Origin of the sequence: Fructobacillus cardui, from assembly GCF_963580785.1 — a bacterium.
Lineage (GTDB): Bacteria > Bacillota > Bacilli > Lactobacillales > Lactobacillaceae > Fructobacillus > Fructobacillus cardui.
Window position 1 is genome coordinate 103,454 of the sequence record NZ_CAUZLS010000004.1, and the last position, 21,588, is coordinate 125,041.

Below are 21,588 nucleotides of genomic sequence, written 5' to 3' on the forward strand. Positions count from 1 at the left end.
TTGAAAGGAAAGTTGCTGGATGATTCGTAAAAGAGTACACGCTTTTACTACTATGATAGTGGCTGCCTTTGTAATCGGAGCATTGCTGGTGTGGTTTAGTTCCTCACCAGGATCTTGGTATCAAAGTCAGTTGGCACAAGCCACCCATACAAATGCTGCCGGGACGGCAACGGTGGCCAAAACTGCCTATACAAGCAATGATCAGGCAACTAGTGCGTACAACAAAGTTAAAGATGCCGTCGTGACGGTGCAGAATTTACAAAAATCAGCTTCACTAAGCGATGGTGCATCAGCCTTTGATGACCAAACAAAGGATAAGCAGCAGACCGATTATGAGACAGCAGCCCAGGGATCAGGCGTTGTTGTTAAGATTGGAAAGGATACTGCTGATATCGTGACGAATAACCACGTGATTGAAGGTTCAGCAGCCATCCAGGTCGTTGATGCTAACGGTCAAAAGGCCGAAGCAACTGTTATTAAAACAGATACGGCCAAGGATTTAGCCTTGATTCGCGTGAAGTCAACCGCCTTTAAGCAGGTTGCTAAGCTAGCGGATAGCTCGTCTTTGAAGTCCGGTCAACAGGTGCTGGCTCTTGGATCGCCATTGGGAGCAGCCTATGCCTCAACGATGACGAAGGGTATTATTTCGTCACCAAACCGGATGCTAGCAATTTCACAGACCAATAATCAAAACGTCCAAGTTATCCAAACAGATGCGGCCATTAACCCTGGTAATTCAGGTGGGGCCTTAATTAATTTGGATGGGGAGGTCGTCGGCATTAGTTCAGCCAAGATTTCGGCTGGTGCTGCTGATACCAATATTGAAGGAATGGGCTTTGCTATTCCAGCTAATACGGTGGCTGCTTTTATTAAATAAAAACTGCTCCATACTAGTTAGTACTGAGCAGTTAAAAATGATTAAAAAGAAAACCAAGCCTTTTGGCTTGGTTTTTTGTTAGAATGAAGTTGACTTATTGAAGGGTTCCTTCATACCAGTCAGTTACTTGCTTTGGTGTTAGGCGTTCTCCGTGACCAATTTGGTCAACCTTCTTGCCATCAACAAAGAGGACAAAAGAAGGAATACCTCGTAAACCATAGCTTGTTGCTAGGTCCAAGTTGTCATCGCGGTCGGCGTCAATCCAACCAGCTGTCTTAGAAACTTCATCCTTGATTCCTTGAACGAAAGGTTTGATGACCTTGCAATCACCACACCAGTCGGCAGATAAGAACATTAGCTGCCGGCCGGGTTGGTCAATAAAGGTTTGAATTTCTTCGTTTGTGTGTTTTTCAGGTTGGTACATGGGATTGACCTCCGTTATTTTTCATCTATTATAGCATGAAAATCAGGATTAAGAAAATTGGCCTAGTTGTAATCGTGTCGTTATTTGAAAGCAAAATAAGGAAAACTAATGCAGTCAGTAACTGATTTTTACCAAGACCATCGAGGACCGGTGATTTCACAGGAATTAACCATCAAAAATGGCTTGAAAAGTGCCTGTGCCCGAAATCAGGCACAGTATTTTAGCCTGGCCAACCAAGGCCAAACGGATCACGATTGGCAGACCCTTTTGAAGACAGCAACGAAAGTTCAGCTGACAACGAAAAAACCGGTGATGGTTCACGTTCGGGCTAAAGATGTTCAGCCCGACCAAGTGAAATCAACTTTTCACCACCTGTTGGACCTGGAATTAAACAATTTTCTGCTGGTGACTGGGGATAAGCTGGCAGATAGCAATGGGTTTTCATCAGCTCAAGAGTTGCTAGTGGCCACTGGCCAAACCGGGTTAGCGAAGCTAAGCTTGGCGACAACTTTAGACGTCAACCAGGTTGCTAACCACGGTGTTGCCTGGGTGGTTAACCAGGCTTTGGCTAAGGACAGGGCTGGGGCGAAAGTTTTGATTAGCCAAATCTTCTTTGACGTGGATAACTTTTTGGCGGTTCAAGAGGGTTTGAAGATGGCCGGATCGGATTTGATCTTAGTGGCGGGTATCCTTCATTATCCCAGCCAAAATCAGCTTGACTGGGTTCAACGAGTCTTACGTCTGACTGTCCCTGATGATTGGCGAAAAAATCCTGATTTGGCCAGCGCCCGTTTAGTTGCAGATTTAACTGACGGCCAGGCGGCAGGGATTCACTATTTTGCTAATTTTTAAGTGCTTAGGAGGGCTCTTTTGGACGCAGAAGGGTTGAATCGTGGAAAAAAAGATGATGAATGGCTATTTTTCTTCTTCATTCCAAGGTACAATGGTTTGATTACAACGATTTGGAGACAACCATGTTTAGAAACGTGAAGCGGTTTGTAATTGGTAAACCGTTGAAAACATTAGAAGCGTCCGACCAGGCTTTGTCAAAGTCCAAGGCCTTGGCCCTTCTATCATCTGACGCCCTTTCATCCGTTGCTTATGGGACGGAATCGATTACAGCGGTTTTGCTAGCGGGTGGTGCAGTGGCCCTTTGGCTGCAATTGCCGATTGCGCTCTTAATCTTGCTACTCTTAGCGGCCATTGTTTTGTCTTACCGGCAAATTATCCATGCCTATCCGAACGGTGGTGGTGCTTATACGGTTGCTAGTAAGAATTGGGGCCCCAAGGTTGGCCTCGTAGCTGGTGGCTCATTGTTAGTTGACTATATGTTAACGGTTGCGGTGTCGGCATCGGCTGCTGCTGATGCGATGACAGCCGCTATCCCGAGTTTGCTGCCTTTTGCTGTTCCGCTTTCGTTGGTGATTATCCTGATTTTAACTGCTTTAAACCTTCGTGGTTTGCGTGAATCGGCTAACTTTTTGATGATTCCGGTCTACTTCTTTATCGTCATTATGGCGGCGACGGTTGGTTATGGTCTCTTTCAGGCCGCAACCGGGGCGATTGCCTACCATGCTGCCGCAAAAATCGGCACTGATTTTTCGGCTTTATCGCTCATCTTCTTTTTGCGTGCCTTTTCATCCGGTTCATCTTCACTAACAGGGGTGGAAGCCATCTCAAATGCGGTGCCAAACTTTAAGGCACCCAAGGAAAAACACGCGGCTGCCACTTTGACGATGATGGCCTTAATCTTGGCTAGTTTCTTTTTGGGCATTACTTTTTTGTCTTACTGGTATGGCATTGTGCCAAACAGCCATTCGACGGTTTTGTCGCAAATTGCCGACATTACCTATGGCGGTCATGGTCTAGGCTTTTATTTGGTTCAATTAGCCACAACGCTGATTTTAGCAGTGGCGGCCAATACTGGCTTTTCGGCTTTCCCCGTCTTGGCTGTGAACTTAGCCAAGGATAAGTACCTGCCACACCTCTTTATGGACCAGGGTGACCGGTTGGGCTATTCAAATGGTATTTTGTCGTTGTCCTTTGGGGCCATGATTTTGACCGTGATTTTTCATGGATCGACCGACGCCTTGATTCCGCTGTATGCAGTTGGGGTTTTCGTACCTTTTACGCTGTCTCAGTCGGGGATGATTATCCATTGGTGGCGGTTGAAGCCAAATTTTTGGTGGGGGAAGGCGGCTATTAATTTCCTTGGTGCCTTTATGTCGGCTGCCTTGGTCATCGTCTTATTTGCGACCCGATTAACCCATGTTTGGCCGTACTTGATTATCATGCCAGCGGTCTTGACCGTATTCTTTAAAATTAGGAAGCACTACGATGCGGTTTCCAAGCAATTACGTTTACAGTATCTCGACCAAAAGGAACAAAAGCACCTAGAATATGCTGGCTCGACAGCAATTGTCCTTGTTTCCAACTTAACGCAGGTAACGGCTGAGGCCATCGACTATGCGCAATCCGTTGCGACCAAGGTAGTGGCCATGCACGTTTCCTTTGATATTAATCCTGCCAAGGAAGAAAAAATTGCTAAGCAGTTTGCGGCTAATTTCCCAGACGTCCGTTATGTCGATGTGCATTCTTCTTACCGGTCAATCGTCAAGCCAGTGGTTGGCTTTGTGACCAAGGTTTCGCATCAATCTGAAAAGATTAATCATTCGGTAACGGTCATTATTCCACAGTTCGTACCGAAGAAGCCTTGGCAAAATATTTTGCATAATCAGTCTTCACTGCGGTTGCGAGCAGCCTTATCGGCCATGGATAATATCTCGATTTCGACCTATTATTATCATCTTTCAGAATAAAAATCAGCTAGTCAATCATCGCGATGATTGGTGAAAAAAGCCTCCAAATTTTTGGAGGCTTTTGTATTGCTGATTTTTAGAAAGTTTCGGTAGGGACTTGATTTAACTTGGCTTGCCAATTAATGTCTGGATACTTACGAGACAAGGCTGTTGCCAAGACACGCTTGGCCAGGTTACCATTACGGGTGAAGATTGGGCCGTGGAAGTAAGAACCGTAAACGTTGTGATAAATCACGCCCTCGGTCTTGTCCATGCCATTATTGCCTTGGCCGGTGGTGACGGTTCCCAAGGCCTTCTCACCCTTGCCCAAGAATGTCCGACCCTGGTGGTTTTCAAAGCCGTGGTATTCTTCGCCGGTTTCGTTATTTTTGATGACGATATTACCAGTTAGTCGGCTACCATTGAGGGTTTTAACCTGGTCATCAGTCATATTAGTGGTGTAGTGGTCCATGACCCCGATACCATCGACTTTGGTCCCATCGGCCATTTCCATATAATGACCTAGGAGCTGGAAACCACCGCAGACGGCTAAAAGTGGACCATCGTTTTCGATGTATTCTTTTAGGCCATCAGCCTTGGCTTTCAAATCGTTAGCCACGATAGTTTCTTCGTAGTCCTGGCCTCCGCCAAAGAGGACAAAGTCGTAAGCTTTGGGATCGAAGTCCTCATTGAGCGAAACGAGGCGGTCGTCAACGTCGACGCCAATTTGCTTGGCATAGTAACGCAGGGCAATGATGTTACCGTAGTCACCATAGGTGTTCATTAAATCACCGTAGAGGTGGGCTAGTTCGAGTGTGTAGTCAGCCATTAATATTCCTCCTGAATGTAACCATGGTTTTTTAAGACGGCTCGAATTTGGAGCATCGCCGTGTAAGTAGCGGCCAGATAAATCTTTTTAGTTGGTGCCTGGTCGATTGCTTTTAGGATATCTTCCGTCTTTTGGTAGGTGCCATCGAGGTCAAAACCGGCCATCTTCAAGCGGACAGTGATGTCCTTGTAGCGTTCACCGCCGGTTGATAAGGAGGCTAATCTTGAGTCATGGAGGCGTTCGAATTCAGCGTCCCAAATCCAAGAAGTATCAATTCCATCCGCATAATTGGCATTGAGCAACGTAATTAAAGTGAAGGGATCTTTTTCCGTTTCCATCATATCGATAACGGAGTTTGTCCCAACGGGATTTTTGATGAGCAAAATCGTGACATCCTTGCCATCGACATTAAGTGATTCCTGGCGACCGAAAACCTGCTTATCTTCTTCAAAGGCCTTCTTAATATCTGCAGGGCTGACATCAAAGGTCCGGCCAACAGCATAGGCTGCCAATGCATTGTAGATGTTGTAGAGGCCACCAATGGCAATCTTGTAAGATATGCCATCGAGGTCAAAGGCAGAAGACTTTGGTGTTAACTCGTTTAATGCCGTTACAGCATAGTCGAGTTTGGGACGCTTGAAACCGTCGGTTGTTGAAAAATAGCGGCCGAGGTTCGCGTAAGTAATGAAGTCATAGTGGAGGACGGAGTTGTCCGTTGGGGAAAGGATGCCATCCGTATTTGTTGGTGCTTTCAAGTCTTTAAAATCAGCTTCCTTGACGTTGTCAAAGCCATAATAAATCCGCTGATTTGAGTAAGAACCGCGAGCAAAGATGGGCGAATCAGCGTTGGTAATCACCGTTGCGTTTGGTGCCTGGTTAATGCCGGCGATAATCTTATCGTAAGTGGAATAAATTTCACCGTAGCGGTCGAGTTGGTCGCGGAAGAGGTTGGTGAGAACAAAGTATTTTGGTTCAATGGCCTTTGCCAAAGACAAAACATTGGCTTCATCAACCTCCAAGACCGCAACCGGTTTTTTCCCATTGGGTGATGGCTTCACCTTTGTTGTTAGAAGCGTACCAACAATTCCCTGGACCATGTTGGAACCAGATGGGTTGGTCACTACTGTGTAACCGCCGGCCCGTAAAACCCGGGTAATCAAAGCGGTTGTCAACGTTTTTCCATTTGTCCCCGTGACAATGACTAGGTCAAATTCTTTTTCAATGGTCTGTAAAACTTCTGGATCAATCTTAACGGCTAGCTTGCCGGGCAAAGAAGTGCCACCGCGCTTTAAGATGTTGCGGAGCAAAAAATGACTACTTTTGGCCGTAAATTTGGCTAACTGACTTTTTACTGACATAAAAAAGTCCCCCTTTTTCTAAACTCTTATTTTACCATGCACCTGGCGAATTTTCCCTAAAATGGTCTAGGCAGTCGAGTTATGATTAAAAAATTGCTATAATAGATTGATAGAATAGATGGAACAAGTGAGGCGAAAACGTGGCACAACTGTACTTTGAATATGGGGCGATGGGCTCTGGCAAATCAATTGAAATTTTGAAAGTCGCTCATAATTATGAATCTCAAGACAAAGAGGTCTTGTTGCTAACGCCCTTAGTGGATGACCGCGATGGGATTGGCGTGATTGCCTCACGAATTGGGTTAAAGCGACCAGCGACGGTTGTGGCCGAGGATGAAAATCTCTATAAAATGATTAGGGCCCGCAAGAACGATAAATTAGCGGCTGTCTTGGTTGATGAGGCGCAATTTTTAAGGGCGAATCAGGTCGATCAATTGGCCTACGTAGTCGATGATTTAAACTTGCCTGTGATGGCCTTTGGCCTCAAGCAGGATGCCTTTAACCACCTGTTTGAAGGGTCACGTCGCTTGTTGGAGACTGCCGATAAGCTTGAAGAGATGAAAACGATTTGCTCGTTTTGTGGTAAAAAGGCAACGACCCAACTGCGAATTGCCAATGGCCAACCGCAGTATTCTGGTAACCAGGTGCAAATCGGGGGGGATGAGTCTTACTTGCCAACCTGCCGCAAACATTGGTACCACCCAATTTTAGAAATGATTCCAAATAATTAAGGAGACACGATGGATCCGATATTTTCACAATTACAAGCGGTCGTGGACCATTACGATGAATTGAATCAAATGCTAGCCGATCCCGAAGTCATGAGCGATTCAAAGAATTACATGGCGCTGTCAAAAGAAGCGGGTGGCATTCGCGAAACGGTTGAAACATTCAAGCGCTACCAACAGGTCGTCAACGACTTGCTTGAGGCCGAAGAACTCTTAGGGGATGCTGAAATGGGTGAATTAGCCAAGGAAGATCTGGCGACACTCAAACCTGAAAAGGCCGAACTAGAGGAAAAGCTAAAGGTCTTGATGTTGCCCACTGACCCCAACGATGATAAAAACATCATTATGGAAATTCGTGGTGCTGCGGGTGGGGATGAGTCGTCCTTGTTTGCGGCTGATTTGCTAGGAATGTACCGCCGTTACGCCGAAAATCAGGGCTGGTCATTGCAGATTGTTGATGAAACGACAACTGAAGTTGGTGGCTATAAGGAAGTCGTGGCGATGATTGTTGGTAACAACGTTTATTCAAAGTTGAAATTTGAATCGGGTGCCCACCGTGTGCAACGAGTGCCATCAACGGAAACACAAGGCCGAATCCACACCTCAACTGCTACGGTCGGTGTGATGCCAGAGTTCGAAGAAGTCGATGCAGAAGGATTAATTGATCCAAAAGATGTCCGTGAGGATGTTTACCGGTCATCTGGTGCCGGTGGTCAGCACGTTAACAAGACGTCTTCAGCGATTCGCTTGACCCACGAACCAACAGGGATTACGGTGGCCATGCAAGACGAACGGTCCCAGCAACAAAACCGAGCCCGGGCCTGGAAAATTTTGAACGCCCGTGTTTACGACCACTTTGCCCAGGAAAACGAGGCGGAGTATGCCGAACAGCGGAAAACTGCTGTCGGATCTGGGGCTCGTTCCGAACGAATTCGAACTTATAACTACCCACAAAACCGGGTGACAGACCACCGCATTGGCTTGACTTTGAATAAGTTGGACCGGATTATTGCCGGTGACTTAGATGAAATCATTGATGCTTTGGTCTTAGCCGAACAAACAGCTAAGCTGGCGGAGTTAAATCAGCAATAATGACACAAGAAAAAACTGACTGGCAACAGACACATCGCCCAAATCAGGCAGGCTCCGAAAAAACGGTTCAGATTTCACTTTTAGAAGCGCGCAAGTGGGCGCTCAAGGAACTGGCGGCGGCCGGTTTGGATGCAGACGAGGCGAGTGATAACGTTGACTTTCTTTTAACAGGCGCTTTGAAAGTGAACTACGGGATGCTACGGGCCAACCTAACCCGGCAAATGCACTCCTGGTTAACCAAGCGCTGGCCAACATGGATTGCCCAGTTGCTCAAGGGCGTTCCTGCCCAGTATGTTCTCGGGCAGGCACCCTTTTATGGTCGCGAGTTCGTGGTTGATGACCGGGTCTTGATTCCCCGTCCAGAAACGGAACTATTGGTTGACTGGGTTTTGAGCGATTTGAAGGCTAAGGGTGAGCAGGCCCCGACCATTTTAGACGTTGGGACAGGGTCTGGCGCGATTATCTTGACGTTGGCTCAGGAGTTACCAGACGTTCGAGGAATTGGCCTTGATATTTCGTTGGATGCTTTGGCAGTGGCCAAGAAAAACCGCCACCAATTCGAATTGGCGAATCGCGTTGGCTTGATGCATTCCGACCTTTTTACAGCGGTGGCCGACCAACGCTTTGACGTTATCGTTTCTAACCCGCCTTATATCCGACCGGATGGACAGGAAGAAATGGATAAATCAGTGGTGGCCTTCGAGCCTGATTTGGCCTTGTACGCCCCAAATGGTGGCAAAGCCCTCTATGAACGAATGGCGCATGGCTTAGAAAAACAGCTGACGCCAGGCGGGGTAGCCTACTTTGAAATCGGCTATGATCAAGGCGAAGCGTTAACTAAGGTCTTCCAAGACCAATTACCAACAGCAACAGTGACATTGAAGCAGGATTTAGCCGGTCTTGACCGGATGATCCGGGTACAGTTAAAAAAATGAAAACGAAAGAATTACAAAACAATAGTACAGATATCACAGAGGCAGCAGCGCTGATTCAGGCGGGAGAGGTGGTTGCCTTTCCAACTGAAACAGTTTATGGTTTGGGCGCGGATGCTACCAACGACGAAGCCGTCCAAGCTGTCTTTACAGCAAAGGGTCGGCCAGCCGATAATCCGTTGATTATGACGGTTGGGGATGCGAGCCAATTGTCCGCTTACGTTGAGGTTTCTCACCAAGCAAGACAGTTGATGAACACGTTTTGGCCGGGTTCGTTGACCATTATTTTACCGATTAAGGAAAATGCAGTTTCGATGCTGGTGACGGGTGGCCTCCAAACGGCGGCCGTTCGCATGCCGGATAACCAAGCAACGCGGGCAATGATCCGCCAGGCGGGGACCCCAATTGTTGGTCCATCTGCCAACCTTTCTGGCAAGCCATCACCAACGACGGCCGCACACGTTCATCATGATATGGATGGGAAGATTGCTGCTGTTTTGGATGATGGTCCAACCCAAGTGGGCTTGGAATCAACAGTCATCGATTTAACGGCGGCCGAGCCCACCATTTTGCGTACGGGAGCCGTTAGCCAAAAGATGTTAACAGTGGTCTTGGGCAAGCAAGTCATCGATGGAACTAGTCAAAAGTCCTTGGCGGCCGATGAAACACCAAAGGCTCCGGGGATGAAGTACCGGCATTATGCACCAGATAAGCCAGTGATTGTCTTTGATCCATTGGATTTCAATGACCTCAAGGAAAGCCTGGTAGAGGGCGACGCTGTCTTGGCTTCAGAGGAGCTGTTGGCAGAATTACCAAAAACCGTGCCATCGTGGTCTCTAGGAGCTGATTTGGCCAGTGCGAGTGAAAACCTCTTTGCTGGGTTGCGCTACTTTGATGACAAAGGTACAGTTAATAAAATTTATGCCCAGGTGATGCCGGACATCAATTTGGGTAAGGCATATAACAATCGGTTAGGCAAAGCTAGTGGTGGCCAGCGATTTGCTCTGTAATAAAAGAGATTTACCTTGCTATTTTGTAAGCGCTTTGATAAACTAAAACTGAATAAAAGACTTTTCCAAAAAGGAGAATATTATGGCAGAAACGCAAGAGTTCAACATCATTTCAGAGACAGGGATTCATGCCCGTCCAGCTACTTTATTAGTACAGGCAGCTTCAAAGTTTGTTTCAGAAGTTACCTTGTCATACCAAGGCAAGGAAGTTAATTTGAAGTCAATCATGGGTGTGATGTCACTCGGTGTTGGCCATGGTGCAGACGTGACTATCAAGGCTGATGGTGACGATGCAAAGGATGCCTTGGCAGCAGTGGCAAAGGTCATGAAGGATGAGGGCTTGGTTAAGTAACCAAAGCTGATTTTAGATTATTTTCGACGAAAGGTCGCACTTTGGCGGCTTTTTTTTATTTGAATTAAGAATGATTTTTAGTAAAATGAAGAAAAGTATCGATGTTAATTGGCGTCGATGACACGGGAGGGCTTTCATGAATATTCTGGTGATTGATACAAGTAACCAACCACTGCTCGTCGGCTTAGGCCAAGACGGCCAATTACTCGACACATTCCAAACGGATAAACCAAAAAATCATTCAATTGATCTTTTGCCAGCGATTAAGTCGCTTCTGGCGGCTCAAGAGTTAACGGTACAAGATATTGATCAAATTGCTGTTGCCAAGGGACCGGGATCCTTCACCGGCCTACGAATTGGACTGACTGTCGGCAAGGTTTTAGCGGACACGTTAAATAAGCCGCTCTTGGCGATTTCGTCTTTGCAAAGTTTGGCCAAGCAAGTGCAATTGAAGCAGCAATCTGGCATTCTTGCAGCTGAGGATTCAACGGTGCAAAATCCTCATCCGGGTAAGCTAACCAAGGACACGGTTGTGTTGGCTCTCTTTGATGCGCGCAATCAAAATGTTTTCGCTGGTGCTTATTTGGGCGATACAGTTGTGTTAGAAGATGGCCATTATCCATTAGAAGAGGTCTTGGACCTCGTCAGCCAGGTGGCCGAGCCGGTAGTTGTGGTTGGGGATGGTTTACATTTCCAAGATACAATTGAAGAAGCCTTATCAAATCAGCCCCTCACAATTTTGGACCATGACCAGTCATTACCAACGGGGACTGGGCTGTTGGCCTTGGCGCAAACGGCTACCCCCGTGGAAAATATCGATGACTTGACGCCATCGTACTTAAGAAAAACCCAGGCGGAATTAAACTGGGAACAAAATCATCAAGACGACGGGCAGGACAAACCCTATGTTTTTAAAGTTTAAGAAAAGATTGAAAGCGCGGCCGGTCGCCCAGACCTTGGTCGATTTTCCTGGTGAGACTTTTGAAGCAGCTGGGGAAGAATTATTATTACGAGTAGCAACTGTTTCTGATATTCCCGGACTTGTCGCGATTCAAGAGGCAGTCTACAATGGCTATGCCCCTTGGGTTTCGCGCGATTTCTACCATGAATTAACCCAAGAAAAGGATCGATTATACTTGGTCGCTTTGAGAAAGGACCAGGTCATTGCCTTTATTGCTCTGGTCAAGCGTGATTTGGTTTCTGATTTACATATTGCCAATATCGCCGTATTGCCGGTTTGGCAGGGACAACAGGTTGGCTCGTATTTGATTAACACGGCGAAGGCAGTTGCGCGTGAAATCGGCTTAAAGGAGCTTTCCTTGGAAGCAAGACGGTCAAATACTGGTGCCTTGGCACTCTACGACCGTCATGGTTTTACGGTTGTGGATGTTTTGGAACATTACTATATTGATAACCAGGAAGATGCAATTTCAATGGTGCTCGACCTTGAACATTAAAACAGCAATAATCGATGATAGTCTAAGAATCCACCAAATCGCTTTGGCGGCTTTTTCAAGGGACCAGGTGCCAAAGCGGTTGATTGATGAGCAATTGGCCGCTGGGCAGGTGACCTATTTATTAGCAGAAACCGATGCACAGGCGCCCGCCAAAGCTGATTTATTAGATGAAGGGACCGTCGAAGGCACCCAAGTTGTCGGCTTTTTATCTTACCGTGCCATCTTGGATGAGGTGGACCTCTCTTTTTTGGCCGTTGATCCGGCTTTCCAGGGGCAGGGAATCGCTCGCGAATTAATGCAGGCTTTCTGTGAGCAAAATAACGAGCGAAAGGCCTATTTGGAAGTTGCTGAAAACAATGTTTCTGCCCGGCGGCTGTATGAAAAATTTGGCTTTGAAATTTATGCCCGTCGTGATGGTTATTACCATGATGGCCAAACAGCCATCCTAATGGAGAAGAATTTATGACAACTTTAATTGCCTTTGAATCAAGTGCTGACGAGACCTCAGTGGCCGTTGTCAAGGACGGCAAGACCGTCTTGAGCAATGCGGTGGCGACTCAGATTAATTCGCACCAACGTTTTGGTGGCATCGTGCCGGAGGTTGCTTCCCGCCACCACCTAGAATGGATTACGAAGACCTTAGACATCGCCTTAGCGGATGCAAAGGTTCAACCAGAAGACCTCGACGGTGTCGCCGTGACCTACGGCCCAGGATTGGTTGGCTCCTTGTTAGTTGGCTTGATGGGGGCGAAAACCTTTGCAATGGCCCATGACCTGCCGCTGATTCCGGTCAACCACTTGGCTGGTCACATTGCTGCCGCTAATTTTAACCAGCCAATTGTCTTTCCGGCTTTGGCATTGATGGTTTCCGGTGGCCATACGGAATTGGTCTTGATGGAAGAACCCAATGATTTTCATATTCTGGGTGAGACCTTTGACGATGCGGCCGGTGAATCCTATGATAAAGTTGGTCGGTTGCTGAATTTGCCATATCCTGCTGGGAAGGCAATTGATGAATTGGCTCATAAGGGGCAGGTCACCATCGATTTTCCGCAGGCGATGGCCAAAGAGGCAGGTTATGACTTTTCATTTTCCGGTTTAAAATCAGCGGTCATCAACCAAGTTCATAACGCCGAGCAACGTGGTGAAACGATCAAGGAAGAGGACCTTGCGGCTTCTTTCCAGGCTGCGGTGATTAAGGCACTGGTTGGTCGCACAAAACGGGCCTTGACTGATTTTCCAGTGAAGTCGCTGGTTCTAGCTGGTGGCGTCGCTGCTAACAGCGGATTGCGTGCTGCGTTAACTGATTTAATGGCTGATTTTCCTGCCGTTGACTTTATCCCAGTACCCAAGCAGTATACTGGCGATAATGCAGCCATGATTGGCGCAGCGGGCTATTGGAACTACCAAGACAAGATTTTTTCTGATCTTGATTTGAACACAAATCCTGGCCTTGATTTTCCATTAGCAGACCTCAACCAGCAGGATAATGAATAAAAATATTTGTGAAAAATGAGCGAATAGATAGGAAAAACCACAATCTATGCTATAATAAATATAATTTAGTTCACAAAGTGAAATGGAGACGCCATGGACGAGCAAGCAAAGATTCCACGAGCAACCGCCAAGCGGTTGCCCATCTACTACCGTTATTTAACGTTTTTAAATGATGCCGGCACCAACCGGATTTCTTCTGCTGAATTGGCTGAAGCAACCAAGTTTGATGCGGCAACAATTCGCCGTGATTTTTCATATTTTGGTGCTTTAGGCAAACGTGGCTATGGTTACGACGTTGAGGCCTTGTTAGAATTTTTTGCCAAGGTTTTGGACCAAAATTCATTGATTAACGTGGCTTTGATTGGGGTTGGCCATTTGGGCCAGGCTCTTTTGAACTTCAACTTCCACCAATCGTCAAACATGCGGATTGCCGCTGCCTTTGATATTAATGAAAACCGGGGCAAGATTTTGTCTGGGGTACCAATTTACGACATGAATGAATTGGAAGAGCAAATCAAAGCCCAACGGATTAACATCGCCATCTTGACGGTACCACAAGGTGTTGCCCAGGAAATTACGGACACCTTGGTAGCCGCTGGGGTCAAGGGGATTATGAATTTCACGCCGTTGCGGGTTTCCGTACCAAAGGGTGTTCGGGTTCAAAACGTTGATTTGACTAACGAACTCCAAACGTTGGTTTATTTTATTCAGAACTACGCCTCAATTACGACGGGAAAGTAAGGATATGACGGTCTTAGATTTAACACAGCCAAGTCAGGTACAAAGATACCAAGACTTTGTTAGGACAGCGGCTAAAGGCCAAGTGACCCAGGACCCACTCTGGGGTGATTTGAAGGCTAATTGGGGCCACTTATACCTCTATCATGAAAATCAGGATGGCGACATTGATGCCGCAATGGCGGTCTTGACTGTTGAAGCCGTACCTGGAAAATTGTTGGCATATTGCCCAAAGGGACCTGTTGCTGACGTGACCAACGTTGGCTTGGTTAAGGAATTGGTTCAAGAAGCGTTGGCTAATTTGCCAGAAAACGTCTTTTTGGTTCGAATGGATCCGGAAGTGCTCTACAACCAAGACTTGGATCAGGCTTACCAAGATGCTGGCTTTGTGACCCGGAATGTTAAAGTCGAGAATATGCATGGCAACATTCAACCACGTAAAAACGTGATTTTGTTCTATGATGGTCGAGGCGAAGGGGCACAACCAATCACTGATGAAGCCAGTTTGATGAAGCACTTCAAAAGCGATTACCGCAATCAAATTCGGCGGGCCATCAAGGATGGGGTCACCGTTACCTCTGGTCGTAGTAAGGAAGACATTGAGGCTTTCTATAAGACCTATACGATGATGGCCAAGGCTCAGGGAATCACCCACCGGCCAATCGAATACTTCTACCGCATGCAAGAACTGTGGGTTGATTCTGATTTGTTCCGGGTTTTCTTGGCACATTATGACGGCCAAGTGATTGCGGCTGGAATTGGCTTTGGTTACGGGGAAAAGATTTGGTATATGTATGCCGGATCAAACCGTGAATTTGCCAAGCACTATGGTCCCTACCTCGTGCAGTGGGAAATGCTGAAGTGGGGGCTTTCCTTAGGGAAGGTTGCTTATGATTTCGGCGGTGTTGGCGAATTTGACCACACTGACGGTCTTTATAAGTTTAAGCACGGCTTTGCCTACCATGACCCACAGGTTGCCTATATTGGGGAGCTGGATTGGGTTGTCGACCAGGTAGCCTATCAAAAATACTTAGAACAATTTGCCTAGCCGATGATGGTAGCCCCTAGTTGTGTGAACTAGTCGACTAGCAAACAAGACAAGAAAGGCATCCAATGACCATTAAAATGATTGCATCCGATATGGATGGTACGTTTTTATCCGGTGAAGATAGTTACGATCAAGAACACTTTGCCCGGGTTTTGTCACAATTAAAGGAAAAAGGCGTGCGCTTTGTCGCGGCCTCCGGTCGACAAGTGGCCAATTTAAAGGAGCTTTTTGAGCCGATGGCCGCTTATGGCTTGTTAGACCAAATCGATTTTGTCGGTTCCAACGGGTCGGTGGTAACAACACCAGGCCAAGAATTGTACGCGGTCTATCTGACACCAGAACAGATTCGTAAGGTGATTGATTGGAATGCTTTAAATCCCCAATCAGCCGACAATGTGATTGTTTTAGCTGGTGTCAACGGGACCTATATTTCCAACCACGTCAGCCAAGAGTTTAAGGAAATGCTGTCGATGTTCTATCCGAATGTTGTTCAAGTTGAAAAACTTTTGAAGATTGATGATAAGATTTTAGGTGTTTCTTTCGTCTGGCCTCATGAAGAGGTCCAGGAACACGTTCAACAATTGGAAGAGGTTTTTGGCGAAGAAGTCCACGTCACTGGTTCTGGCTTTGGATCTGTTGATGTTTTGCCAAAGGGTGTCGATAAGGCGGCGGCCTTGGAAGTTCTCCAAGATTATTACAACGTCACGGATAATGAAGTGATGGTCTTTGGTGATAACACTAATGATTTGGAAATGCTGGCGAAGTATGACAACTCTTACCTGATGCCAAATGCCATGCCATTAATGCACGATGTCCATAAGCGTTTGGCGTTAAAGACAAACGTTCAGGATGGTGTGTTGGCAACCATTGAAAGTGAATTGCAACTCGATAATCAAGTTGAAATGGATTAAAAAAAGACTCGCTGAGTCTTTTTTTCTTGCCTATTAAATTGTATTTGCTGTCGGACACTTAGACCGAAAGATATGTTTAATTGGTTTCCTGTTCTGGGATACCAAAATAATTAACGCCGATAGCAAACAAAACACCAATAAAGGTATCAACGATTCGTAAGAAGACGTAGTCGATGGTGGCATCCATTGGGATGGTCAAAGCAATCAACAAGAGGGCTGCGAGACCACCGACAATTCCTAGACTACAGTTTAAAGCGTTGAGAATAACAATCGTGCAGATAACAAAAATTGGGATAATGACGATTGGCATCCAACTATTGTGGTGTGTAAATTCTCGGATCAAAAAGTAAAGTAGCGAGAAGAAACCACCAACACTATTTGATAGTAAACGAATTTTGGCGAATTGAATGGTATTGTCCCAATCTTCTCGAAGGGCGAAGACGGCCGCCAGGGCGGGAACAGACGCTGGTCGGTCAACAAAGTGGTAAACGAGTAAGACCAACATCACAACAATGGCGGTTTTCACGGTCCGCATGCCGACGTGGATCTGTAACTTTTTCATGGGGTGCTCCTATTTTATTGATAGTATTTAGCGTATCATAGATAGTAAGATAAAGGTAATGATTGTCCAATCAGTGAGGTAAAACATGATTAAAAATCCAGTACTTGATCAATTACATGATCACCAATCAATCCGTTCTTTCTCCGATCGGCCAGTGACCGATGAGGAAGTCGAAGCAATTTTCTCTGCAGCCCTTGCCGGACCGAATATGCAAAACTTTCAGCCAGTCACTTTTATTGAAATCACCGACCAAGACCTCAAGAGGCGGGTCACTGAAAAGGTGAAGATGAAGTACATCGAAAATGCCACTCGGTATTTTGTTGTTACCGTCGATTGGCACAAGGTTTTGTTAAATCAGGACGCTGAAACCCGGGCCATTATGGAAGAACGAATCCAGCACTACCAATATTTGGAGGGCGGTATTGTTTCAGCTTCGATTGCCTTAGGTCGTGCTCAGGTGGCGGCTGAATCGCTTGGAATCGGTTCTGTCACAATGGCAGGTGCAATGGGCGCCTTTGAACTCTATGAAAAGGAATTGGACTTGCCAAAGTACGTTAAGCCAATTATGGGCTTTTCACTTGGCTACCCTAATCCAAAACCAGGCGTCAAACCTAAGTTGCCATTGGCTGGTTCATTGATGAAGGACCATTACGATGACGACCAAATGAAGGCTGCCATTGAGGAATATGATCAAACGATGGCCACTTACTTTAAGGGGCGGGATATTGATTCCAATTGGACGAAGCATAACGCCTCTTTGTTAACGAAGGGTGCTGCGAACACTGCCCTATCTCAATACCCTCATGATAAGGGACTTGATTTAAAATAAAATAAAGATGTATAAAAAGTCGTGCAAGCTCTATTGATGGAGGCCTTGACCGGCTTTTCTTTTGCATAAAACGAATTTCACTGTGTTGACAAATAGGTCTTAGGTGCTATACTAAAGTCAGATTAGCACTCGATGTGTACGAGTGCTAAAAATAACAAACGGAGGTTGTGATTCATGTTAAAGCCCTTAGGAGACCGCGTGGTCGTCAGTGTTGCAGAACAAAGTGAAAAGACAGTGGGTGGCATTGTCTTAGCCGCTAATACGCAAGAAAAGCCAGTAACCGGTAAGGTTGTGGCAACAGGGAGTGGCTTGGTGGCTAATTCAGGCCAGAAGCTGGACATGACAGTCAAAGAAGGAGACCAGGTTTTGTTTGACAAGTTTGCTGGTCAGGAATTGACTTATGATGGTCAATCATACTTGGCTCTCCATGAAAAAGATATTATCGCCATCGTTGATTAAACAATAATTACAAGACAATTAGCACAAATAATGATGATTTCAATCAGTTTTGGTTAAAGGAGTAGGGAAAATGGCAAAAGAATTGAAGTTTGCGGAAGACGCTCGCTCAAAGATGAAGGTCGGAGTTGACAAGTTGGCCGACACTGTTAAAACAACAATTGGACCAAAGGGTCGTAACGTTGTTTTGGAAGAATCTTATGGTTCGCCAATTATTACAAATGATGGGGTCACAATTGCTAAGGCGATTGAATTAGAGGACCACTTTGAAAACATGGGTGCCAAGTTGGTTGCTGAAGTTGCTTCAAAAACTAATGACATTGCGGGTGATGGTACCACTACTGCCACCGTTTTGACTCAAGCGATTGTTGGCGAAGGGCTTAAGAACGTGACGGCTGGTGCTAACCCTGTTGGCATTCGAACGGGTATTGAAAAGGCAACGGCAGCGGCTGTTGCGAAGTTACATGAGATGTCTCACACGGTTTCAACGAAGGACGAGATTGCTCAAATTGCCTCAATTTCAGCAGCCAGCGATGAAGTTGGTTCTTTGATTGCTGAAGCAATGGAAAAGGTTGGTAACGATGGTGTGATTACTATCGAAGAATCAAAGGGAATTGAAACCACTTTGAACGTTGTCGAAGGAATGCAATTTGACCGTGGCTACATGTCACAGTACATGGTTACTGATAACGAAAAGATGGAAGCTAATTTGGACAACCCTTACATCTTGATCACGGACAAGAAGATTGGTAATATCCAAGATATCTTGCCTGTCTTGCAACAAGTTGTGGAACAGGGGCGGGCAATGTTAATTATCGCAGATGACATTACTGGCGAAGCTTTGCCAACTTTGGTTTTGAACAAGATGCGTGGCACCTTTAACGTTGTTGCTGTGAAGGCACCTGGCTTTGGTGATCGTCGTAAGGCCATGTTGGAAGATATCGCTATCTTAACTGGTGGTACGGTTGTTACGGATGACCTTGGTTTGAACTTGAAGGATGTGACTATCGAACAATTGGGTCAAGCCAATAAGGTCAATATCACCAAGGATAATACCACCGTTGTCGAAGGTGCCGGTGACAAGGCAGCCGTGAAGGAACGGGTTGACTTGATTAAGCAACAAATTGCCGACAGCACTTCAGAATTTGACAAGGAGAAGTTGCAAGAACGTTTGGCAAAGTTGGCCGGCGGTGTGGCTGTCATTAATGTTGGGGCTGCTACTGAAACGGAATTGAAGGAACGTAAGTACCGAATTGAGGATGCTTTGAACGCTACTCGAGCTGCCGTTGAAGAAGGCTTTGTTGCTGGTGGTGGAACGGCTTTGGTGAACGCCATGGCTGCCGCTGCTGCCGTTGAAGCAACAGGCGACGTGGCTACGGGGGTTAAGACCGTTGTGGCTGCTCTTGAAGCCCCAGTTCGTCAAATCGCTGAAAACGCTGGCTTGGAAGGTTCTGTGATTGTTAACAAGTTAAAGGAACAACCTGAAGGAACTGGTTACAATGCCAAGACTGATGAATGGGTTGATATGGTCAAGGCTGGAATCGTTGATCCAACCAAGGTCACACGTTCTGCTTTGCAAAATGCTGCCTCTGTTTCAGCCTTGTTGTTGACGACGGAAGCCGTAGTTGCTGAATCGCCTAAGGAAGACGCATCAATGCCTGCCGCTGGTGCTCCAAGCATGCCAGGCATGATGTAAACTGAGCGCATTTCTGCTAAAAATGTTTTGAATAAGTGCTAAAGAAGGAAGTAGTCCAATTTGGATTACTTTTTTTTTCTAAAAAAATCAGCTGGACCGATGGCTGCCTTGTGCTAGAATAAAGTAACGGAGGGAACTTATGACGTTTTATAGTGTTGATTATTTAACCAAGCAAAATAACTTAACCAATACCGTTGTGATCTTGCTGGTGGCCTTGACCTTTGTTCTTTTGGCTGTTGGTTTGGTAGCAACTTTTCGCCATCGCTTTAATACGCGTTATCGCGATTTGACGATTATTGCCTTTTTATTTTTTGTTTTTTTCGCGGGCGTTCAGTTTACTGATTTGCAAAACACAAATATTAGAAATTCACAGCAAAGTCAGATGACGGCCTTTATTAAAAACTACGTTAAGGCACAGCATGTTAAAACCGACGACGTTTACTTTAATTCGACTTCGTTTGTTGATGGCATGATTGCTAAAGAAGGCAAGAATTATTACCAAATTGGCCTTTCAAAAGATGGCCAGTCCTATACCCGGACTCAGGTTTATTTGGTTAATGCGAATGTGGAGGTACAACGATGAGTTTTTACTTACCGATTATTTTAAAGTTGGGCATCGGCCTGATTGCCTTGATCGTTCAAATTAATATTTTTGGAAAAGGGAATTTGGCCCCATCAAATGCCTTAGACCAAGTTCAAAACTATGTTTTAGGTGGTATCATTGGAGGAACCATTTATACGGCAACGATTACCGTTTTTCAGTTCATTATCGTGCTGGTCATCTGGACGCTTTGGGTCATGATTTTGAAGTTCTTAAAGGAACACAATCACTTGGCCAAAAAGATTATTGATGGCACGCCAAAGGTCGTAATTGACCGTGGCCAGATTGATGTTGATGCTGTCGTGATGGCCGGCCAGTCGGCTTCTGATTTGATGTTTAAGCTCCGAGAGCAAGAAGTCTACGATGTTTCTAAAGTGAAGCGGGCCGTGATTGAACAAAACGGTCAGTTAACCGTGATTGAATATGGCGATCAAAATCCCAAATATCCGATTATTTATGATGGCCAGGCGAACTTTGATGTGTTGGATGCCATTGATCAAGACGAGGATTGGTTGGAAAATCAGGTCATTGCGGAAGGCTATGCCGGGATTAATGATATCTTCGTTGGCGAATACATTCAGGGGAAGATTCGGTTGACTCCTTATAATCAAAGTGATCAGAAGAAGTAATCGCTTGTTGTCAAGGCGGGCGTAGAAAGGATTTTTCATTGACTCTTAAAGAAATCTATCATCGCGCTCGCACTAGTCGAGTTTGGACCATTGTGGTGCCAATGCTCGTTGGTATTGCCTATTCGTGGTGGCGTTACCAGCGCCTTTTGTTTTGGCCAAGCTTATTGATGGTGGTGACGGTGTCCATAGTCAAGCTTGCCTATGACTGGTGGTTTGACCAGTACCCCAGCCATTCGATTTGGATTTTGCGGCTGAAGCGGGGCATTGACGTTATCTTGCCATACTTTTTAATTATTTTAATGCTGTTCTTGAATACAAAGTTCAAGCCAACTGCGGGACTGTTAACTGTTTGGTTCGGGATTGCGTTTCCTTTAATTGCCTTTTCACTGTCGATTTCAGTCGCCAAGGATGTTCGTAAAATCCGCGCAGAGGAAATCAGTGCCAAGGAGTTCCAGCATGCTCAAAGTCGGGCTAGTTGGGTGCGCCCGATCTTCTTGCTCTTGCCGGTTCTTTCCTATGCAGAAATTTTATTGCTAACGCTGTCAGGTTACCTACCACTGCTTGCTTGGGCAATGCTTGTTTTGTTCCCATTAGTTTTTGCTCAGGCATTGGCGGTTGGTTTGGAGTCCGACTTGGATAAGTCGGCTGATTTACCAGCGCGTAACCTCTTTTTGACGGGGCTTGCCCTTGTCTTAGTGTTGGTAATCGCAGGTGCTTGATTTAAATATCAAAAAGAAAACCGATGACTGTGAGATATGAACCCT

The 21,588-nt window shown here is 45.9% G+C and carries 25 protein-coding genes; 21 read left to right on the plus strand and 4 right to left on the minus strand.

From position 1 onward, the window contains the following. Positions 1-19: 19 nt before the first annotated feature. On the plus strand, positions 20-877 hold the full coding sequence (locus tag AABI20_RS04930) for a S1C family serine protease (protein ID WP_059393760.1): 858 nt from the start codon (positions 20-22) through the stop codon (positions 875-877). 94 nt (positions 878-971) lie between these two features. On the opposite strand, the gene AABI20_RS04935 is transcribed toward AABI20_RS04930, so the two are convergent. Further along, on the minus strand, positions 972-1,301 hold the full coding sequence (locus tag AABI20_RS04935; RefSeq protein WP_047974658.1) for a thioredoxin family protein: 330 nt from the start codon (positions 1,299-1,301) through the stop codon (positions 972-974). Positions 1,302-1,409: 108 nt separating this feature from the next. Between AABI20_RS04935 and AABI20_RS04940 the strand changes: the two genes are divergently transcribed. Together AABI20_RS04940 and AABI20_RS04945 are read left to right on the plus strand one after the other, a co-directional pair. Beyond that, on the plus strand, positions 1,410-2,153 hold the full coding sequence (locus AABI20_RS04940; protein ID WP_338346949.1) for a methylenetetrahydrofolate reductase: 744 nt from the start codon (positions 1,410-1,412) through the stop codon (positions 2,151-2,153). 122 nt (positions 2,154-2,275) lie between these two features. Then, entirely contained in the window at positions 2,276-4,120 is a 1,845-nt protein-coding gene (locus AABI20_RS04945) for an APC family permease (RefSeq protein WP_338346952.1), read from the plus strand. A gap of 76 nt (positions 4,121-4,196) precedes the next feature. On the opposite strand, the gene AABI20_RS04950 is transcribed toward AABI20_RS04945, so the two are convergent. Beyond that, positions 4,197-4,928, minus strand: coding sequence for a type 1 glutamine amidotransferase (locus tag AABI20_RS04950; RefSeq protein ID WP_338345307.1), 732 nt, complete (start codon positions 4,926-4,928; stop codon positions 4,197-4,199). Continuing rightward, positions 4,928-6,286: a MurT ligase domain-containing protein gene (locus AABI20_RS04955; protein WP_338346953.1), complete on the minus strand. Its 1,359-nt coding sequence runs from the start codon at positions 6,284-6,286 to the stop codon at positions 4,928-4,930. Before AABI20_RS04955 ends, AABI20_RS04950 begins: the two co-directional genes overlap by 1 nt. A gap of 140 nt (positions 6,287-6,426) precedes the next feature. Between AABI20_RS04955 and AABI20_RS04960 the strand changes: the two genes are divergently transcribed. From AABI20_RS04960 to AABI20_RS05015, 12 genes are all read left to right on the plus strand, one after another. Then, the gene (locus AABI20_RS04960; RefSeq protein WP_047974663.1) at positions 6,427-7,017 is read left to right on the plus strand and encodes a thymidine kinase; all 591 of its coding nucleotides are present in this window, start codon (positions 6,427-6,429) and stop codon (positions 7,015-7,017) included. 9 nt (positions 7,018-7,026) lie between these two features. Then, a complete protein-coding gene (gene prfA / locus AABI20_RS04965) occupies positions 7,027-8,106 on the plus strand; it encodes a peptide chain release factor 1 (protein ID WP_047974664.1) in 1,080 nt (359 codons plus the stop codon). Beyond that, complete coding sequence (prmC, locus tag AABI20_RS04970; RefSeq protein WP_338346954.1) at positions 8,106-9,041, plus strand: peptide chain release factor N(5)-glutamine methyltransferase; 936 nt, start codon at positions 8,106-8,108, stop codon at positions 9,039-9,041. The genes prfA and prmC overlap by 1 nt, the downstream gene beginning before the upstream one ends. Next, positions 9,038-10,048 (plus strand): L-threonylcarbamoyladenylate synthase, encoded by a 1,011-nt coding sequence (locus AABI20_RS04975; RefSeq protein ID WP_338346956.1) that lies wholly within the window; start codon positions 9,038-9,040, stop codon positions 10,046-10,048. Before prmC ends, AABI20_RS04975 begins: the two co-directional genes overlap by 4 nt. An 82-nt stretch (positions 10,049-10,130) precedes the next feature. Continuing rightward, complete coding sequence (locus AABI20_RS04980) at positions 10,131-10,400, plus strand: phosphocarrier protein HPr (RefSeq protein WP_047974667.1); 270 nt, start codon at positions 10,131-10,133, stop codon at positions 10,398-10,400. Between the two features lie 136 nt (positions 10,401-10,536). Next, positions 10,537-11,322, plus strand: coding sequence for a tRNA (adenosine(37)-N6)-threonylcarbamoyltransferase complex dimerization subunit type 1 TsaB (gene tsaB, locus AABI20_RS04985; RefSeq protein WP_047974668.1), 786 nt, complete (start codon positions 10,537-10,539; stop codon positions 11,320-11,322). Continuing rightward, positions 11,306-11,857 carry a ribosomal protein S18-alanine N-acetyltransferase gene (gene rimI, locus AABI20_RS04990; protein ID WP_047974669.1) on the plus strand — a complete coding sequence of 184 codons (552 nt, stop codon included), beginning with the start codon at positions 11,306-11,308 and terminating at the stop codon, positions 11,855-11,857. The genes tsaB and rimI overlap by 17 nt, the downstream gene beginning before the upstream one ends. Further along, positions 11,847-12,323, plus strand: a complete 477-nt coding sequence (locus AABI20_RS04995) for a GNAT family N-acetyltransferase (protein ID WP_338345310.1) — start codon at positions 11,847-11,849, stop codon at positions 12,321-12,323. Before rimI ends, AABI20_RS04995 begins: the two co-directional genes overlap by 11 nt. After that, on the plus strand, positions 12,320-13,354 hold the full coding sequence (gene tsaD / locus AABI20_RS05000) for a tRNA (adenosine(37)-N6)-threonylcarbamoyltransferase complex transferase subunit TsaD (protein WP_047974670.1): 1,035 nt from the start codon (positions 12,320-12,322) through the stop codon (positions 13,352-13,354). The genes AABI20_RS04995 and tsaD overlap by 4 nt, the downstream gene beginning before the upstream one ends. Positions 13,355-13,447: 93 nt before the next feature. Continuing rightward, on the plus strand, positions 13,448-14,095 hold the full coding sequence (locus AABI20_RS05005; protein ID WP_338346960.1) for a redox-sensing transcriptional repressor Rex: 648 nt from the start codon (positions 13,448-13,450) through the stop codon (positions 14,093-14,095). 4 nt (positions 14,096-14,099) lie between these two features. Then, positions 14,100-15,140, plus strand: a complete 1,041-nt coding sequence (locus tag AABI20_RS05010) for a lipid II:glycine glycyltransferase FemX (RefSeq protein ID WP_288846985.1) — start codon at positions 14,100-14,102, stop codon at positions 15,138-15,140. A 65-nt stretch (positions 15,141-15,205) separates the two neighbouring features. Next, positions 15,206-16,051: a Cof-type HAD-IIB family hydrolase gene (locus AABI20_RS05015; RefSeq protein WP_047974673.1), complete on the plus strand. Its 846-nt coding sequence runs from the start codon at positions 15,206-15,208 to the stop codon at positions 16,049-16,051. A 76-nt stretch (positions 16,052-16,127) separates the two neighbouring features. Here AABI20_RS05015 and AABI20_RS05020 read toward each other — a convergent pair whose 3' ends face one another. Continuing rightward, positions 16,128-16,613: an FUSC family protein gene (locus tag AABI20_RS05020; RefSeq protein ID WP_047974674.1), complete on the minus strand. Its 486-nt coding sequence runs from the start codon at positions 16,611-16,613 to the stop codon at positions 16,128-16,130. Between the two features lie 88 nt (positions 16,614-16,701). Between AABI20_RS05020 and AABI20_RS05025 the strand changes: the two genes are divergently transcribed. The 6 genes from AABI20_RS05025 (at position 16,702) to AABI20_RS05050 (ending at position 21,543) form a co-directional block, all read left to right on the plus strand. After that, positions 16,702-17,442 carry a nitroreductase family protein gene (locus AABI20_RS05025; protein WP_047974722.1) on the plus strand — a complete coding sequence of 247 codons (741 nt, stop codon included), beginning with the start codon at positions 16,702-16,704 and terminating at the stop codon, positions 17,440-17,442. 174 nt (positions 17,443-17,616) lie between these two features. Beyond that, positions 17,617-17,901, plus strand: coding sequence for a co-chaperone GroES (gene groES / locus AABI20_RS05030; RefSeq protein ID WP_047974675.1), 285 nt, complete (start codon positions 17,617-17,619; stop codon positions 17,899-17,901). A gap of 70 nt (positions 17,902-17,971) precedes the next feature. Next, a complete protein-coding gene (gene groL, locus AABI20_RS05035; protein ID WP_338346961.1) occupies positions 17,972-19,594 on the plus strand; it encodes a chaperonin GroEL in 1,623 nt (540 codons plus the stop codon). Positions 19,595-19,733: 139 nt separating this feature from the next. Then, positions 19,734-20,177, plus strand: a complete 444-nt coding sequence (locus tag AABI20_RS05040; protein WP_047974677.1) for a DUF3290 domain-containing protein — start codon at positions 19,734-19,736, stop codon at positions 20,175-20,177. After that, entirely contained in the window at positions 20,174-20,824 is a 651-nt protein-coding gene (locus tag AABI20_RS05045) for a DUF421 domain-containing protein (RefSeq protein ID WP_047974678.1), read from the plus strand. The genes AABI20_RS05040 and AABI20_RS05045 overlap by 4 nt, the downstream gene beginning before the upstream one ends. A 38-nt stretch (positions 20,825-20,862) precedes the next feature. Further along, positions 20,863-21,543 (plus strand): hypothetical protein, encoded by a 681-nt coding sequence (locus tag AABI20_RS05050; protein WP_338346963.1) that lies wholly within the window; start codon positions 20,863-20,865, stop codon positions 21,541-21,543. Positions 21,544-21,588: the final 45 nt, after the last annotated feature.

Coding starts and splice junctions, on each gene's coding strand:
- AABI20_RS04930 (WP_059393760.1), top strand. CDS start 20: ATGATTCGTAAAAGAGTACACGCTTTTACTACTATGATAGTGGCTGCC.
- AABI20_RS04935 (WP_047974658.1), bottom strand. CDS start 1,301: ATGTACCAACCTGAAAAACACACAAACGAAGAAATTCAAACCTTTATT.
- AABI20_RS04940 (WP_338346949.1), top strand. CDS start 1,410: ATGCAGTCAGTAACTGATTTTTACCAAGACCATCGAGGACCGGTGATT.
- AABI20_RS04945 (WP_338346952.1), top strand. CDS start 2,276: ATGTTTAGAAACGTGAAGCGGTTTGTAATTGGTAAACCGTTGAAAACA.
- AABI20_RS04950 (WP_338345307.1), bottom strand. CDS start 4,928: ATGGCTGACTACACACTCGAACTAGCCCACCTCTACGGTGATTTAATG.
- AABI20_RS04955 (WP_338346953.1), bottom strand. CDS start 6,286: ATGTCAGTAAAAAGTCAGTTAGCCAAATTTACGGCCAAAAGTAGTCAT.
- prfA (WP_047974664.1), top strand. CDS start 7,027: ATGGATCCGATATTTTCACAATTACAAGCGGTCGTGGACCATTACGAT.
- prmC (WP_338346954.1), top strand. CDS start 8,106: ATGACACAAGAAAAAACTGACTGGCAACAGACACATCGCCCAAATCAG.
- AABI20_RS04975 (WP_338346956.1), top strand. CDS start 9,038: ATGAAAACGAAAGAATTACAAAACAATAGTACAGATATCACAGAGGCA.
- AABI20_RS04980 (WP_047974667.1), top strand. CDS start 10,131: ATGGCAGAAACGCAAGAGTTCAACATCATTTCAGAGACAGGGATTCAT.
- tsaB (WP_047974668.1), top strand. CDS start 10,537: ATGAATATTCTGGTGATTGATACAAGTAACCAACCACTGCTCGTCGGC.
- rimI (WP_047974669.1), top strand. CDS start 11,306: ATGTTTTTAAAGTTTAAGAAAAGATTGAAAGCGCGGCCGGTCGCCCAG.
- tsaD (WP_047974670.1), top strand. CDS start 12,320: ATGACAACTTTAATTGCCTTTGAATCAAGTGCTGACGAGACCTCAGTG.
- AABI20_RS05005 (WP_338346960.1), top strand. CDS start 13,448: ATGGACGAGCAAGCAAAGATTCCACGAGCAACCGCCAAGCGGTTGCCC.
- AABI20_RS05010 (WP_288846985.1), top strand. CDS start 14,100: ATGACGGTCTTAGATTTAACACAGCCAAGTCAGGTACAAAGATACCAA.
- AABI20_RS05015 (WP_047974673.1), top strand. CDS start 15,206: ATGACCATTAAAATGATTGCATCCGATATGGATGGTACGTTTTTATCC.
- AABI20_RS05020 (WP_047974674.1), bottom strand. CDS start 16,613: ATGAAAAAGTTACAGATCCACGTCGGCATGCGGACCGTGAAAACCGCC.
- groES (WP_047974675.1), top strand. CDS start 17,617: ATGTTAAAGCCCTTAGGAGACCGCGTGGTCGTCAGTGTTGCAGAACAA.
- groL (WP_338346961.1), top strand. CDS start 17,972: ATGGCAAAAGAATTGAAGTTTGCGGAAGACGCTCGCTCAAAGATGAAG.
- AABI20_RS05040 (WP_047974677.1), top strand. CDS start 19,734: ATGACGTTTTATAGTGTTGATTATTTAACCAAGCAAAATAACTTAACC.
- AABI20_RS05045 (WP_047974678.1), top strand. CDS start 20,174: ATGAGTTTTTACTTACCGATTATTTTAAAGTTGGGCATCGGCCTGATT.